This is a genomic window from Streptosporangium sp. NPDC002607, from assembly GCF_053592655.1.
Genome location: NZ_JBSFWD010000030.1, coordinates 106,164 through 120,605, shown reverse-complemented (window position 1 = coordinate 120,605; position 14,442 = coordinate 106,164). Strand labels below are relative to the sequence as shown.

Genomic DNA, 14,442 nt, shown 5'->3' with positions numbered 1-14,442 from the left:
GCGGGCTTCACGCACTCTCGGCTGTGGGGACTCACCCGCAACCCGTGGAACCTGGACTACTCCCCCGGCGGTTCCTCGGGCGGCTCGGGCGCGGCCACGGACAGTCCTGACCGGCGCTCCGATGGGGCGTGTGCCCGCCGGACATCCACGGCCCGGCAAACGGGTCAGCTGAGGACGCGTAGCCGGAGGTTCGTCGCTCCGGGCGCCTGGGTCACGCTGAGGCGTTCGAGCCTGATGTTGGTCCCACCCGGATGATCGAACAGCCGGACGCCGTCGCCGAGCAGGACGGGCGCGATGAACACGAGGATCTCGTCGAGCACGCCCGCGTCGAGGCACTGCCGGGCCACCTGGGCACCGAGGACACCGACGTACCTGTCACCCGCGGCGGCCTTGGCCGCGGCGACACCGCTGTCGAGGTCACCGACGAAGGTGACGCCCGGCACCGGCGTGTCCGGCGCCTTGTGGGTGAGCACGAACTGCTGCCCGGTCCACCCCCCGCCGTACGGCTCGCCCTGCTGCTCGGTGCCCCTGTGCGGATCGTCACCGCCGAAGGTGCGGTTGCCGACGAGCAGCGCACCGGTCTGGTCCATGATCTCCTCCACCATCGGGTTGGGCCCGAGGTGCCCGGCCAACCAGGACATGTCACCTCCCGGGCCGGCGATGAAGCCGTCCAGCGACATGGTGCACTGGTACTGCAACTTACCCATGACCTACCTCCGTCGAGATCGATTCGACTGCCCCCCGTTGGGACGGCGGACCGCGCGAAAACTCATCGGTGCGCCGGCGGCAACACCGTGGGCAGGGCGAACGCGCTGTTCACCGACGCCACGCTGCCCTCCAGCAGCGCCGCGGTCTGCTTCGCCGGCCAGCCGAGCACATCTCGCAGGAATCGTCCCGGCTCGGCATCCGGCCAGGCCGGGACCTCACCGGTGAGGCATCGCGAACAGCCGCGGAACCACCTCACCGGGAGATTCTCCGCACGGGGCGGGAAAAGGTCGGACGGCCCGCGCGGATGCCCCGGCCTGTCCTGCCTCAGCCCGCCGAGACCCGAAGGACGATCTTGCCTCGTACATGCCCGCTCTGGCTCAGCCGGAAGGCCTCGGCGGCCTCTGACAGATCCAGCACCGTCGCGATCTCCGGGACGACCAGACCGTTCTCGATCATCTGTCGCAGCTCGTCGAGGTCCGCCGTGCTCGGCCTGGCGAACACGAAGACGCCGCCGTGCTCCAGCACGCCGTCGTTGGTCAGCGAGACGACCCGCCCCCGCGCGTCCTCGCGCAGCAGGTCAAGGGAGGAGACCAGCGTCTCGCCGCCGTACATGTCCACGATCGCGCTGACACCGGCCGGCGCGAGCGCCCGGACCCGCTCGCCGAGCCCGGGGCCGTAGGTGACGGGCTCGGCGCCGAGGCCTCGCAGGTAGTCGTGGTTGCGGGCCGAGGCGGTGCCGATGACACGCGCTCCCAGGGCGGCGGCGATCTGTACGGCGAACGACCCGACACCGCCCGCCGCGGCCTGCACCAGCACGGTGTCACCGGCCCCCACCCGCAGCGCGTGGACGAGTGACTGGTAGGCGGTGAGGCCGGCGATGGGGACGGCCGCCGCCTGCTCCCAGCTCAGATTGACCGGCTTGCGGGCGATGGTGCGCACCGGTGCGGCCACCCGCTCGGCGTAGGTTCCCCTCCCGATGGAATCCTCGCGCACGTACCCGATCACCTCGTCCCCCACCGCGAGGCCGGTGACCGTCGGGCCGACCTTCGCGATCACCCCTGCGACGTCCCAGCCGGGGACCACAGGGAAATGCACGTCGAAACGGCTGTCCAGCTGCCCGGCGGCTATCTGCCAGTCGACCGGGTTGACCGACACCGTCCTGACGTCGATGAGAACGGACTCCGGGCCGAGTTTCGGCTCGGGGACCTCCCCCATCTCCAGGACCTCCGGCCCTCCGTAGCGCCGGTAAACGACCGCCTTCATCAAATCCTCCAACCTGGAAACCCCCGCCTTCGGGCGGGGAGGGAGACGGGGAATCCCCTCCCTCGAAAAGGGGAGGATGTCGGCTCCCCGCCTTCCGATGATGAGCCGATGCTGTCTTCGGGATACCGCGAGCCGCGGCTCAGGGGCTCACGCCGACGCCTCGACGCCGACGTTCCCGTCACGGGGCTCGGAGCTGAGCGACACGGTGGCGATCTCGGGCCCGCACTCCTGACGGCCGACCAGCCGGGAGCCGACCAGCCTGCAGGCCAGCTCGACGAAGCGGTCCTGCAGCTGGGCGACCGACAGCCGCCCGTCGGGGCGGTACCAGACGGCGACCCCGTTGCACATCTCGAGCAGCGCCAGCCTGGCCACCCGCAGGTCGGTGATCTGGAACTCCCCCGTACGCACCCCCCGCTCCAGCACGCGCTGGAACATGGACTCGTAGTCGTCACGCATGGCGACGATCTCCGCGTGGTTGTCCCCGGTCAGTGCCCGCACCTCGCGGTCGGTGACCTGGCAGGTGAGCGGGTTGACCGCCTCCGTCGCGACCTGGGCGAGCACCAGCCTGGCGAGCTGGACGGCCGGGTCCGCGCTGGGCTCCAGGGCCTCGCGCCCGGCGCGCAGCAGCTCGCCCAGGCCCGCGCGCATGATCCCGGCCAGCAACTCCTCCTTGCCGCCCGCGTAGTGGTACAGCGTGGCCGAGTTCAGCCCGGCCGCGCGGCCGATCTCGCGGATGCCCGTGGCCGCGAAGCCCCGTTCCGCGAAGAGCCCCACCGCGGCCCGCTGGATCTGCTCGAGGTTTGACACGGCATCTCTCAATCGAACGATTGATTAGACATCGCACCCTAGCAGGGCACGCCGAGGATGACGTGATCCCGCTCCGGCGCCGCGGGCATGGCGGCGCCGAGATCGTGGGACGACCGTGGAAACCATCGAACCGGATCAGCGGTAGTAACCCTCGACCGGGACGCGCGCCTCGTCGAACAGGGCGGGGCCCTCCTGCCGCGCGCCGGCGCCGGTGGCGGCCGGTTTGAGGCTCGCGAGCTGTTCGTTGGAGAGCGCGAACACCACGCGGCCGAGGCCGGACCGTTCGATGGCGCCCCCGCACATGGGGCACGGCTGGCAGCTGGTGTACATGGTCGTGGCGGCCGCGGCGGCGGGGTCGAGCTCGCGGGCCGCCCACCTGGCCAGCTTGAGCTCGGGGTGGGCGGTGATGTCGGCGTCGCTGAGAACCGTGTTGCGGTCCTCGGCGAGCACGGTGCCGTCCGGGCCCACCAGCAGTGACCCGAACGGCGGGTCACCGGCCGCCCGCGCCGCGGCGGCAAGCTCGATGGCCCTGCGCAGGAACTTCTCGTCGTCGCCGGTCATGGTTTCTCTCGTTTCTGTCTGATACGTGCTCGGATTCCAGCGGGCGGCCACGGTCGCGAGCGCCTGCCAGGCGGTCTGCGGATGGCGTGTCTCGTCCGGGTCTCCGTTGAAGGGGTCGAGTACGACGGTCTCGGAGCCGAGGAGGCGCAGCTGTTCGAGGTCGTCAAGGATCTGGTCGATCGTGCCCTCACCGGCGAGCCGCCCGGGGGCGGTGATCGGCGTCTCGGTGAGCCGCAGGGCGATCCGGGGGGCCAGGGCGGGCACCGGCCGTTGACACTCGTTCGCGATGGCCTTCAACCGGCCCAGCGCCTCGCGCAGCCAGGGGAGGGTGAACCTCAGCGGATGCCATGCCTCGCCGAGATGTACCGCCCGGCGCAGTCCGGCGTCGCTGTTGCCGCCGACCCAGATCGGTATCCGCCCGGCGCGGTAGTCCTTGTCATCGTTCCAGGCGGCGCGGATCACCCGGAGGTGATCGTCGGTCAGCGCCCCGCGCCGCTGGAACGGGACTCCGAGCGCGTCGAACTCCTGCCGCGCCCAGCCGACGCCCACGCCGAGGACGAGCCGTCCCCCGCTGAGCTGGTTGAGGTTGGCGGCCATCCGGGCGACGAGCAGCGGGTGCCGGTACGGCACGATGAGCACCGTGGTCCCGAGCCTGACCCTGCCGGTGATGCCGGCCAGCCAGGCGAGGGTGGTGAAGGGTTCGTAGAACGGCGCCGGGTACTGTTCGGCGACGTCGGGTGTTATCGCGATGTGGTCGGAGACCATGAGCAGGTCGAAACCCAGGCCCTCCACCGTCTGCGCCCAGTCGCGCAGCACGCCGGGGTCGGTACCTGGCCCAAAATTCGGGACATTAACGCCTATTTGCACTGGTTCAGGCTATCCAGCCGTTATTTCCCATTGGAAGAGAGTTTTCCCGGCGCAATAGTCGATATGCCGTGAATATGCCGGTACCTTTGCCGGATGACCGAGAGCCTCGACGCCACCGACTGGTCGATCCTGGTCGAGGTCCAGCGAGACGGCCGCATCCCGCTGACCGAGCTGGGGCGGCGGGTGAACCTCAGCGCCTCCGCCACCACCGAGCGGATCAGGCGCCTGGAGGCGGCGGGCGTCATCACCGGCTACCACGCCCACGTCGACCTGGCGAAGGTCGGCTTCGCCGTGCTCGCCGTGGTACGCCTGAAGTATCCGGGCAGCCGGCACCAGCCCCTGCACCGGCTGCTCGACGAGCGCCCCGAGATCCTGGAGTGCCTGCGGACCACCGGCGACGACTGCTACGTGCTGAAGCTGGCCGCGACCTCCATGGCCCACCTCGAACAGCTCGTCGACGAACTGGCCCAGTTCGGCAGCACCACCACCAACCTCGTCTACAGCCAGCCCCTGCCCTACCGCGGCCCCCAGGGCCCCTGACGTGTGCGGGGCCCCACTGACGGCGGGGCCTAACGGTCGGCGACGAGTCTCGCGGCGACGGTCAGCGCGATCGCGCTCCGTTCCTCCTCGGGCACCTCCATGCCGAGCAGGAAGGGAACGCTGCCCATGATCAGCGCGATCACCGCCAGCCGGGCCTCGAACTGCCGGACCAGCCCGTCCTCTGGCGCGCTCAGCACCGAGATCATCGTCATCATGCGCCGCTGCATCTGCTCACCGGCCGGCAGCTCGGACATGACGGCCTGATTGACCTGGGCGAACCGGATGAGCGGCCGCCAGTGATCGTTGAGGAGAGCCGCGATCCTGCGCAGGATCTCCCCCCTGGCCTCCTCGGTGTGCGGCTGGGCGCGAGCCCACTCCACGAGTTCGTCGATCGAGCCGTTCAGGTCGTCGATGACGCTGGTGAGGATGTCCTCCTTGGCCTTGAAGTGGTAGTAGAGCGCGGGCCTTGTGATCTCCAGCCGCTCCGCCACCTCCCGCAGCGAGGTCTTGTCGTATCCCTGCTCGGCGAACAGCTCCAGCGCGACCTGCTGGATCCGTTCCTTGGTGTCGCTGCGTCGGGCATTCATCGCCGGTCCGCCACTCCTCTTCGCGCCATGCCTTGACGACCACTCCGAGTTTGCTTACTTTCATGTAAGTAAGCAAACTCGGACCCGGCCTGTGAGGAGAAGATTATGGCTCAGGGTTTCCCCCTACCTCGCGCCTGCCCGTTCGCGCCCCCGCCCGAGTACGAACGCCTCCGCGAGGAGGCACCGCTGGTCGGGGCGGAGCTTCCCGGCGGGCGGGTCTGGCTGGTCACCCGGCACGCCGAGGCCCAGCAGGTGCTCTCCGACCCCAGGATCAGCACCGACCCCAGCACACCCGGCCACCCGATGTCCGCCCTGTCGGCAGAGCCCCCCTCGGCCGAGGAACGGCAGGCGGGCGCACGGTTCCAGGCGGGGCAGTTCATCGACATGGATCCCCCCGAACACGACGTCTACCGGCGGATGCTGATCCCCGAGTTCAGCGTCCGGCGCGTCAGGGAGATGCGCCCCCACATCCAGCACGTCGCCGACCAGCTCATCGACGACATGCTCGAGCAGGGCTCCTCCGCCGACCTGGTCGAGGCGTTCGGGCTCGCCGTCCCCTCAATGGTGATCTGCCGGCTTCTTGGCGTACCGTACTCCGAGCACGACTTCTTCCAGTCCAGGACCCGCCGGATGGTCAGCGCCGCTGCCGGCTCCCAGCGGGATGCCATGGCCGCGGCCACGGAGATCTGGAACTATCTCGACGGCCTCGTCACCGAGGCCGAGCGGAACCCCGGCGACAACCTCATCGGGCGGCTCGTTACCACCCGAAAAACGACCGGAGAACTCTCCCACGACGCGCTGGTCGGCATGACGTTCCTGCTACTCCTGGCCGGGCACGAGACCACAGCCAACATGATCTCGCTGGGCGTCCTCACGCTGCTGCGCCGTCCCGCCCGGCTCGCCGAGCTACGCGCCGCCCCCGACGGCTGGGCACCGGCCGTGGAGGAGCTGCTGCGTTACCACTCCATCGTCGACTGGGTGGCCTTCGACCGGGTCGCGACCGAGGACATGGAGATCGGCGGCCAGAACGTGCGCCGGGGAGAGGGCATCTTCGTGCTCGGCGCCTCGGCCAACCGGGACCCCCGGGCCTTCGAACGCCCCGACGAGCTCGACCTGCGGCGCGGCGCCCGTAACCACGTGGCGTTCGGATACGGCGTGCACCAGTGCCTCGGGCAGAACCTCGCCCGCGCCGAGCTGGAGATCGCCTACCGCACGCTCTTCGAGCGGATTCCCAGCCTGCGCGTCGTGGGCGACGACGACGAGCTGCCGTTCAAGTACGACGGCGTGATCTTCGGCCTGCACGCGCTCCCGGTGGCCTGGTGACCATGAGAGTCATCGCGGACCGCCGGCGCTGTGTCGGTGCCGGGCAGTGCTCGCTCGTCCTGCCGGAGATCTTCGACTCCGACGACGAGGGACTCGTCCTCGTGACCGGCGAGGTCACCGAGGCCCACACCGCCGGCCTCCGCCACGCGGTGCGGATCTGCCCGGTCGGAGCTCTCAGCCTCCGCCCCGGCCCCTCCCCCGGCTCGGGAACGCCCCAGGCCGCTGAGCGTTGACCGGCCAAAGGTCGGTCAGTCGGTGTCGTAGGAGACCAGCAGGCTCAGCACCTTCCCGCGCGGGCTGAGCGCGCCGACCGCGAGCTCCTGGTCCGTCCAGTACGGCGTGCGCCTGGTGATCCTGAACGCCAGCCACCGCCACCGGGCCGCGAGCTCGTTGACCCGGTGGACGGACGCGTCGGCGGGAGCGCGCACCAGACCGGCGACCGACCGCCACGTCGCCAGCCTGCCGTACCCACCGCGAAGCCCAAAGGAGTGAGCGGCGTTGCAGTAGGCGGAGGTGAACAGCTCGGCCACCACCGAGCCCAGGCTGCCCCGCTGCCCGTTCAACACGGTCTCCGCCACGAAGGCATCCGGCAGGAAGGCGTTCACCCCCAGCGGCACCAGCTCCTCAGGGCCGACAGCCCCGGGAAGTTCGAAGATCTTCGCCCATCCCCATGAATTCCAGTGCTCCACCGCCGCGGTGATGAGCCGCTCCTCCTGCCGGGTGCTCACGATCGCGGGCTCCCCACCGGGAACCCGTGCGAGCGTGCGACCGTCCAGGAGGAGCCCCGCGACCTCCGGATGCTCGGGAATGTACCAGTCGGGCTGGGAAACCCAGCCCGACTGGAACTCGGGCACGCGTATCCAGCGCTCTCCCCTGCCGAGCCTCAGGGGCAGCCCCGCGAGAGGATGCCCCAGCTCGCGCAGGGCTGCGACGCACCGTACCGCCGCCGGCACCCGGGTCAGGTTGACCCGGCGCACCACCAGCTCCTGCGCCAGGCAGGCGATCAGCTCCGCCCAGGTGTCCGGCTCGGCGGGCACACACCCGAACAGCGGCAGCAGGTGGTGGACCCGCCGGGACTCGGCCAGCAGCGCGGCCAGGTCGCGGACCTCCCGAAGCCGCCGCTCACCGACGTAGTGACCGCGTACCAGCTCGGCCAGCGACCCGGCATCGCCGGGAACGCGTGCCAGGATCGGCCCATGTGGCCCGTCCACGAGCGCGTGCGAGATCACGAAGGCTCCTCCGGCGACCTCAGCCGCATGCTCGCTCCTCCTCGTACGGAAAACCCGTCCTTTGCCAATCCGACACCATTACACTGAGTAATCAAGTGGTGACCGAAACGGTGGCGTCCCGTATGCCGGTCATCACGGAAGCAGGAGACGGTCGACAAGGGGATCCGGACGATCGACGATCATGCCGGTGACGGCGGAGTTGAGCAAGGCGACCTCGATGGAATCCGCCCCAGGCTTGGCGCCCCGGACCCCACGTCACGGTCTCGGCGAACAGCAGGCGCGAGGTGATCGGCATCTCACGTCACGAACATGAGGAGTCAACGACCCTCTCCTGCAGGAGGGGGCTTGAGGCGCGGTGATGCGCTTCGAAGCCCCGTGTTGACCAGCCCTGGCCGTCATGAATTGGAGGTGTGATCCAGATGGCTACGTTGAACACAAGAGCGCAGACCGACCTTGGGGTGCTTCCTCAGCTCCAAGCTCTCGAATCCGTGGGAGCAGACACGCCCGGGGGTGGGCACGAAACGGCTCACGGACACCGCCTGGCGGCGGTATCTGGTGTTCACCATGGGCGAGGGGAGACCGGTCCGGCCGCACCGCCGCACCGGCGTCACCCCGAGGGCGCTTCGGCGCCGGAGGGAGCGAACCTTACGGTTCACCCAGCCGTGTTCGTCCTCGACCGCCACGGCCACCTGCTCCAGCGAGCCGACGGCACGGCTACGGCTACACCACCCAGAAACGCGGCACCGTGCCGCGTTTCCTCCCCCGCCTGAAGGCGGGGGTCTCCACACTGGAGGTATCTGATGAAGATGAACACAGGTCGTCGCGGCATCTCCGGCTCCCTGGGCGAGCACGGCCGCTCCACAAGGGCATTCCGCGTCCGCGCACTGCCGGCGGTCGGCGCGATCATCGGCATGGCCCTGCTGGCGACGGGCGCACCCGCCTTCGCGGCTTCGGCCACCGCCTCCGAGGCACACACGGTCACCGCGCAGGCCGGCACGGCCGGCCGGCTACTCGCCGGCGACGATGTGTACCGCGACTGGTTCTCAAGCCACTCCAACTGCGTCGCGGCCGGCCAGGGGGGAATCGACCGAGGCCACTGGGAGCACTACACCTGCTCCGAGGGCGACTGGTTCTGGCATCTGTGGACCAACCGCTGAGCGGCGGATAGCAGCGCGGTCCAGCCCCCGCGGGCTCCGATGACCGCGGGTCTGCGCGTTGCGCGTGGGGGTTCGCGCCAACCCAACCCCTTTACGATGTAGATCAAGAAGCGGCGAAATCCCCGCTCCCCATCGCGGGCGCGATGGGGAGCGGGGATTCTACTCGCTGGAACCTCAACGGCGAGTGGACGCCGGGCGCGCGCGGGCTCGGTTGTGTGCAATGACCCCATGGCTGTTGTACCGATATGGACTGACCTGCTGCAGAACCGATCCGCCCTCTGCCTGGGACTCGCCCCCTCCCCCAAATGGCTGGAGGCGTGGCGGATGCCCGGCGACGTGGGCGGGGCCCGGCGAATGTGCGCGACGGTGCTGGAGGCCGCGGGCGAGCAGGTGGCCGTCTACCGGATCCAGGTGCCGTTCTTCACCCGGTTCGGCACCGCGGGCACCGCCCTGCTGCGTGACGTCGTCGACGGCGTGCACGAGCGGGGCTCGCTGGCGGTGCTGGACGCGAAGGTGTGCGACGCCGACGACACGATGGACTCCTACGCCGACCTCTACCTGGGGCCCGGCAGCGTGCTGCGCGGGGACGCGGTGACGGCGAACCCGTTCATGGGCTTCGGCTCCCTCGGCCCGCTGCTGCGCCGGGCCCGGGACAGCGGAACGCTGGTCATGGTGCTCGTACGCACCTCCAACCACGCGGCCGGCGGGGTGCAGTGCGCCATGACCGGCTCGCGCACCGTCGCCCAGCGCACCGCCGACGAGGTGCGGGAGTGGAACGACGAGCACGGCGTGGCGGCGGCGGCCGTGGTCGGGGCCGCCGCCGAGGAAGCCCGCGACCTGGTGGCCCGCATGCCGTCCGCGGTCGTGGAACTGCCTGGCCTGGGCAGGGCCGGACGCGACACCCGCGACCTCGCCGCCGTCGCCGCCGGCGCGCCGGGGCGGGCCGTGCTGCCGGTCACCACCGGGGTGCTGCGGCACGGACCTGACGTCGCCGCGCTGGAGGCGAGCATCGCGACCTGGCGGAAGGAGATCGGCGCGGGGGTCCCGGCATGCTGATCGAACTGCGGCCCGGCACCTCCGCCGAGGTCGCCGAGGAGGTGGCGGCGCGGGCCGGGGCGCACGAGGACGTCACCGCCTGGCCGGTGCGCCTGGCCGGAAGGGTGTTCGTCGTGGTGAGCGGCGACGAGTCCCTCGCCTGCGTACCCGCCTCGCCCGCCGTGCTGGCCCGCCGCCCCACCCCCGACGGCCACTGGCTGGTACGGCGCGACAGCGGCGTGGCCGCGCGCGAGGTGACGATCGGCGGCCCACCACTGTCCGGCCCGCCGGAGGCTCCTCGGGAGGTCGGAGTGGTCGGGGGGCCGAGGCTGTGGTGGGCGGCGGGACCGTGCGCGCTGGAGTCGACCGAGGACGCGGTCGAGACGGCCCTGGCGGTCAGAGCGCAGGGGGCGCACGCGCTGCGGGCCGGGCTGTCCAAGACGCGCAGCAGCCCCTACCACTTTCCCGGCAGAGGCCTGCGGGGCCTGGAGGCGCTCGCGGAGATCCGGCGTGCGGCGGCCATCCCGGTGATCACCGAGGTCTGTGACCCGCGCGAGGTGGCGGCCGTCGCCGAGGTGGCCGACTGCCTGCAGGTGGACGGGCGGCAGCTGGACAACCGGCCGCTCCTGGCCGAGCTGGGTGCCCAGCGGCGCCCTGTGCTGCTGATGCGGGGGCCACGGGCGAGTCTGGACGACTGGCTGCGGGCCGCGGAGTTCGTCTTCACCCGGGGTAACAGTGCCGTGGTGCTCTGCGCGGGCGCCACCGGGACACCGCAGCAGCCCGGCTTCGGGGCGATCACCGCGCTGCGCGCCCGTACCGAGCTGCCCGTGATCTTCGATCCCAGCCACAGCACCCGCTCGGCCTCGCTGGTGGCACCGGCCGCGCTGGCGGCCTCGGCGTACGGCGCGGACGGGCTGCTCATCGAGTCGTGCACGAAGCCCGAGCGGCTGTATCGCCCCGGCGACGCGGCTCACATGTTCCCCCCCGAATCCCTGGCGGACCTGGTCGCCACCTGCGAGCGGGTCCGGGACTCCGCACGATCCCTGGAGGTCTCGTGGTGACCGCTCGCCTGACCACCGCGAGCTGGCTGGTACCGCTGCGGCGGCCGGAACGGCCTCGCGCTCGGCTGGTCTGCGTGCCCAACGCGGGAGGCGGCGCCACGACGTTCCGCGGCTGGGCCGGCTTGCCGGCCGACGACGTGGAACTGTGGGCGGTGCGCTCTCCTGGCCGGGAGACCCGCATCGGGGAGAAGCCGCCGCACCGGCTGTCGATGATCGTCGATCCGGTGATCGACGAACTGTCGCGCCTGGCCCCGCTGCCGTTCGCGCTGTTCGGGCACAGCATGGGCGCGCTGGTGTCGTTCACCACGGCGCGGCGGCTGCGCTCGCGCGGGCTGCCGGGCCCGGGGCGGCTGTTCGTCTCCGGCTGGAACGCCCCCCAGATCCGCGACGGCATGCCGCGGCTCGGGCAGCTCTGCGACGAGGACCTGATGCGAGTGCTGCACCGGCTGGACGGCATCCCCCCGGAGGTGATCGGCAACGCGGAGCTGATGAGCCTCGTCATGCCGGTGCTCCGTGCCGACCTGAACGTGGCGGAGTCCTACGTCCACGAGGACGAGCCGCCGCTGGCCTGCCCGATCTCGGTGTTCGGCGGGATCGGGGACCCGACGACGACGGCCGGCGGGCTGGGCGCGTGGAGCGCGCAGACGGGGTCGGCGTTCCGGCTCCGGCTGCTGCCTGGCGGGCACTTCTTCATCCACACCCAGCGCCGGTCGGTGCTGCGTGCGATCCGGGAGGACCTCGGCGCCTGCCGATGAGCGAAGGCCGCGACCGAACCGCCGCCCGGGGCCCCGGGCGGCGGGGCCCGTGTGGCGGACTCAGCGTTTCCTGCCGGTGAGCCTGCCCATGGACAGGGTGGCCTCGGCGCCGTAGAAGCGGCCGACACGCTCGGCCTCCCGCTCCAGCTCCTCGCTCCGGCCGGAATCGAGTTCGACGAACGACTCGACCTTGATCTCGATCTTGCCGCCCTTCTCCCTGCGCTCCCACATGCCGGACACGACCCCGTCGACGAGCATGATCTGGTGGGCGACCGCGCCCTCGTACCTGCCCCGGCCGTGCTCGAAGACGCGTCCGGCGGTGTCCTTGGGCACGACGACCTCCTTGGGACCGCTGCCCAGGACGTACGCCTCGTACTGCGGCAGCAGTCGCAGGCAGCTCGCCTGTGACGGCCAGCGGCTCTCGTCGGCGGCGAGGACGTACGCCTTGCGGCCCTCGACCTCGACCTGGACGATCTCGTCGCCGAGCGACTCCAGCGCCTCGCGTGCCTCGGGTGGCCTGAGCGCGAACCAGCGGGCCAGGTCCTGGTGGGTGGCGGGACCGTACGCGCGCAGGTAGCGGCGGATGATCTCCATCGCCGACTCCTCGGGGTCGGGCTGGTCGCCGAGCTCGACCTTCAGCCCCGCCCACCGGTCGGGCCTGACGTAGGTGACCTTGGCGCCCCGTACCGGCCCGAAGCAGAGCACGCCGAGGTAGGCCACCGGACGCAGCAGCTCGCCCCAGTTGGAGGCGAGCCTGTCCTTGGCCCAGGCTCCGACACGGCCCGATACCTCCCCGGCCAGCTCCTCGCGGGTCAGGCACTCGCCGTCCAGTGCCTGGCGGACCGCGTCGACGAACGACTCGCCCTGTTCGGCGGTCAGCTCGTGGTGGGCGTGCCAGCTGCCCTTGGCACGCCAGTAGGGCTTCCAGCGCATGGCCGCCAGCCACAGGGCCAGCTCGTCGGCGGCGTGCACGTGCAGGGTGCCGCGCAGGCTGTAGGTCTTGACGAGGCGCTTGTCGTCGTACAGCTCCGCGCGGACCTGCTCGCGGGTGGCGTCCCTCACCCGTGACCCGATGGCCAGCTCGGCCGCGGCGGCGACCTGCGCCTGCACCCCGCACACGTCACGCACGGGTTTCCGCAGGTCGCCGGAGACGGGTTTCACGAGATGGTGGCGGGCCAGCCGCCGCGCGTGGACCTGATCCCAGGTGAGTGAGTTCATGGTCTCCGCTTCTACCCCATGGGGTGGAGCCGAATCTGGACGTGCTTGACGCCGTTGATGACCGGGGAGCGCAGGTAGTCGGGCGGCCCGAGCAGTTCGGCCGCCGACACCGAGGTCGCGAGCTCGTCCAGGAAGACGGTGAGCTCCAGCTCGGCGAGGGCGGCGCCCAGGCAGAAGTGCGGCCCGGAGCCGAACGCGACGTGCCCGTTGCGTGAGCCGCGGGGGCGCCCGATGTCGAACACCTCCGGCGCGTCGAACACCCGCTCGTCGCGGTTGGCGGAGGTGTGCCAGATGACGACGTCCTGGCCCGGATGGATGGTCTTGCCGTGCAGCTCGGTCTCGCGGGTGGCGCGGCGCAGCACATGGCGGCTGGGCGAGGTCCAGCGCAGCAGCTCGCCGACCGCGTTGGGCACCAGCTCGGGCTCCTTGCGCAGCCGCTCCCACTGGTCGGGGTGCTCCATGAGGGCCAGCAGCCCTCCGACCGCGGCGTGCCGGGTCGTCTCGTTGCCGCCGAGCATCAGCACGTCGAAGAAGAGCAGGCACTCCTCCTCGCTGAGCACTCCCGCGTCCTGGGAGCGGGCCAGCAGGCTGACGATGTCGTCGCCGGGTGAGGCGCGCCGCCGCTCCACCAGGCCCTGGCAGTAGAGCAGGAGCCGGCCGTGCGCCTGGGCGGCGTTGGCGCGCACGTCGGAGGTCAGCTGGTACTCGCTGTCGTGCGAGCCGAACGCGGTGGAGGTGAGGCTGAGCATCAGGTCCCAGTCCTGGCGCGGCACGTCCAGCAGCGCGGAGATGCCCGCGACCGGCAGGGCCGCCACGACCTCGGCGAAGTCGCACTCACCCCGCTCCAGCGCGTCGGCGAACACGTCCCTGACGACCGAGCGCAGGTACGGCTCCAGGGCGGCGATGGCCCGGGGCGTGAAGCACTTGTTGACCAGCTTGCGCAGCTCGGTGTGGCGGGGCGGATCGGTCGTGTTGATCATCTTTCCGGATCCCTGGTCACCGGTGTTGCGGTGCGGACCGAGGGTGTTGGTCTGGTTGGAACTGAAGGTCCGGGGGTCCTTCTGCACCTTCACGCAGTCCTCGTAGCGGGTGACCGACCAGAAGCCCGGCTCCCTGCCCTCGGGGTTCCAGTACAGCGGGTCGTGGTCGCGCAGCCGGCGGAAGACCTCGTGGGGTCTGTCTCCGACGTGCAGATCGGCGTCGGCCAGATCGACATCGGTCATTTACGAACCTCCCATTCCTCAGAGAAATTTCCGGCAGCTGTCATCTCGCCGGCGGGATGGCACTGATTTAAGCGGCGGGATGGTCCGATTAAGGCGAAGGCGGGATTA

17 protein-coding genes are annotated in these 14,442 nt (G+C 70.9%); 8 read left to right on the top strand and 9 right to left on the bottom strand.

Annotated elements, in window-relative coordinates; translation table 11 throughout:
* The first annotated feature begins 21 nt into the window (after positions 1 to 21).
* Positions 22 to 255 carry an amidase family protein gene (locus ACWD3H_RS29850; RefSeq protein ID WP_451957363.1) on the top strand — a complete coding sequence of 78 codons (234 nt, stop codon included), beginning with the start codon at positions 22 to 24 and terminating at the stop codon, positions 253 to 255.
* Here the strand turns inward: ACWD3H_RS29850 and ACWD3H_RS29845 are convergent.
* The 5 genes from ACWD3H_RS29845 to ACWD3H_RS29825 all read right to left on the bottom strand — a co-directional run bounded on the left by ACWD3H_RS29845 (position 165) and on the right by ACWD3H_RS29825 (position 4,155).
* Entirely contained in the window at positions 165 to 707 is a 543-nt protein-coding gene (locus ACWD3H_RS29845; protein WP_350954227.1) for a dihydrofolate reductase family protein, read from the bottom strand. The genes ACWD3H_RS29850 and ACWD3H_RS29845 overlap by 91 nt on opposite strands.
* A 62-nt stretch (positions 708 to 769) precedes the next feature.
* Positions 770 to 964, bottom strand: coding sequence for a hypothetical protein (locus tag ACWD3H_RS29840; protein ID WP_355561242.1), 195 nt, complete (start codon positions 962 to 964; stop codon positions 770 to 772).
* 68 nt (positions 965 to 1,032) lie between these two features.
* Positions 1,033 to 1,971: an NADP-dependent oxidoreductase gene (locus tag ACWD3H_RS29835; RefSeq protein WP_451957361.1), complete on the bottom strand. Its 939-nt coding sequence runs from the start codon at positions 1,969 to 1,971 to the stop codon at positions 1,033 to 1,035.
* A 147-nt stretch (positions 1,972 to 2,118) separates the two neighbouring features.
* Positions 2,119 to 2,778: a TetR/AcrR family transcriptional regulator gene (locus ACWD3H_RS29830; protein ID WP_451957360.1), complete on the bottom strand. Its 660-nt coding sequence runs from the start codon at positions 2,776 to 2,778 to the stop codon at positions 2,119 to 2,121.
* Between the two features lie 135 nt (positions 2,779 to 2,913).
* Positions 2,914 to 4,155, bottom strand: coding sequence for a TIGR03619 family F420-dependent LLM class oxidoreductase (locus ACWD3H_RS29825; protein WP_451957359.1), 1,242 nt, complete (start codon positions 4,153 to 4,155; stop codon positions 2,914 to 2,916).
* A gap of 144 nt (positions 4,156 to 4,299) precedes the next feature.
* On the opposite strand from ACWD3H_RS29825, the gene ACWD3H_RS29820 reads away from it, so the two are divergent.
* On the top strand, positions 4,300 to 4,746 hold the full coding sequence (locus tag ACWD3H_RS29820; RefSeq protein WP_355561230.1) for an Lrp/AsnC family transcriptional regulator: 447 nt from the start codon (positions 4,300 to 4,302) through the stop codon (positions 4,744 to 4,746).
* 29 nt (positions 4,747 to 4,775) lie between these two features.
* Here ACWD3H_RS29820 and ACWD3H_RS29815 read toward each other — a convergent pair whose 3' ends face one another.
* Complete coding sequence (locus ACWD3H_RS29815) at positions 4,776 to 5,333, bottom strand: TetR/AcrR family transcriptional regulator (RefSeq protein WP_350925132.1); 558 nt, start codon at positions 5,331 to 5,333, stop codon at positions 4,776 to 4,778.
* A gap of 105 nt (positions 5,334 to 5,438) precedes the next feature.
* On the opposite strand from ACWD3H_RS29815, the gene ACWD3H_RS29810 reads away from it, so the two are divergent.
* Both ACWD3H_RS29810 and ACWD3H_RS29805 read left to right on the top strand, forming a co-directional pair.
* Entirely contained in the window at positions 5,439 to 6,656 is a 1,218-nt protein-coding gene (locus ACWD3H_RS29810; protein ID WP_451957358.1) for a cytochrome P450, read from the top strand.
* A gap of 2 nt (positions 6,657 to 6,658) precedes the next feature.
* A complete protein-coding gene (locus ACWD3H_RS29805) occupies positions 6,659 to 6,889 on the top strand; it encodes a ferredoxin (protein WP_451957357.1) in 231 nt (76 codons plus the stop codon).
* A gap of 15 nt (positions 6,890 to 6,904) precedes the next feature.
* Here the strand turns inward: ACWD3H_RS29805 and ACWD3H_RS29800 are convergent, their stop codons facing one another.
* Positions 6,905 to 7,885, bottom strand: coding sequence for a DUF6183 family protein (locus ACWD3H_RS29800; RefSeq protein ID WP_451957356.1), 981 nt, complete (start codon positions 7,883 to 7,885; stop codon positions 6,905 to 6,907).
* An 800-nt stretch (positions 7,886 to 8,685) separates the two neighbouring features.
* On the opposite strand from ACWD3H_RS29800, the gene ACWD3H_RS29795 reads away from it, so the two are divergent.
* The 4 genes from ACWD3H_RS29795 (at position 8,686) to ACWD3H_RS29780 (ending at position 11,893) form a co-directional block, all read left to right on the top strand.
* Positions 8,686 to 9,042, top strand: a complete 357-nt coding sequence (locus ACWD3H_RS29795) for a hypothetical protein (protein WP_451957355.1) — start codon at positions 8,686 to 8,688, stop codon at positions 9,040 to 9,042.
* 228 nt (positions 9,043 to 9,270) lie between these two features.
* Positions 9,271 to 10,098 carry an orotidine-5'-phosphate decarboxylase gene (gene pyrF, locus ACWD3H_RS29790; protein ID WP_451957354.1) on the top strand — a complete coding sequence of 276 codons (828 nt, stop codon included), beginning with the start codon at positions 9,271 to 9,273 and terminating at the stop codon, positions 10,096 to 10,098.
* Complete coding sequence (locus ACWD3H_RS29785) at positions 10,092 to 11,138, top strand: hypothetical protein (protein WP_451957353.1); 1,047 nt, start codon at positions 10,092 to 10,094, stop codon at positions 11,136 to 11,138. Before pyrF ends, ACWD3H_RS29785 begins: the two co-directional genes overlap by 7 nt.
* A complete protein-coding gene (locus ACWD3H_RS29780) occupies positions 11,135 to 11,893 on the top strand; it encodes a thioesterase II family protein (protein ID WP_451957352.1) in 759 nt (252 codons plus the stop codon). Before ACWD3H_RS29785 ends, ACWD3H_RS29780 begins: the two co-directional genes overlap by 4 nt.
* Positions 11,894 to 11,953: 60 nt before the next feature.
* Here ACWD3H_RS29780 and ACWD3H_RS29775 read toward each other — a convergent pair whose 3' ends face one another.
* Together ACWD3H_RS29775 and ACWD3H_RS29770 are read right to left on the bottom strand one after the other, a co-directional pair.
* Positions 11,954 to 13,111 (bottom strand): winged helix DNA-binding domain-containing protein, encoded by a 1,158-nt coding sequence (locus tag ACWD3H_RS29775; RefSeq protein WP_451957351.1) that lies wholly within the window; start codon positions 13,109 to 13,111, stop codon positions 11,954 to 11,956.
* An 11-nt stretch (positions 13,112 to 13,122) separates the two neighbouring features.
* Positions 13,123 to 14,334, bottom strand: coding sequence for a cytochrome P450 (locus ACWD3H_RS29770; protein WP_451957350.1), 1,212 nt, complete (start codon positions 14,332 to 14,334; stop codon positions 13,123 to 13,125).
* Positions 14,335 to 14,442 lie beyond the last annotated feature (108 nt).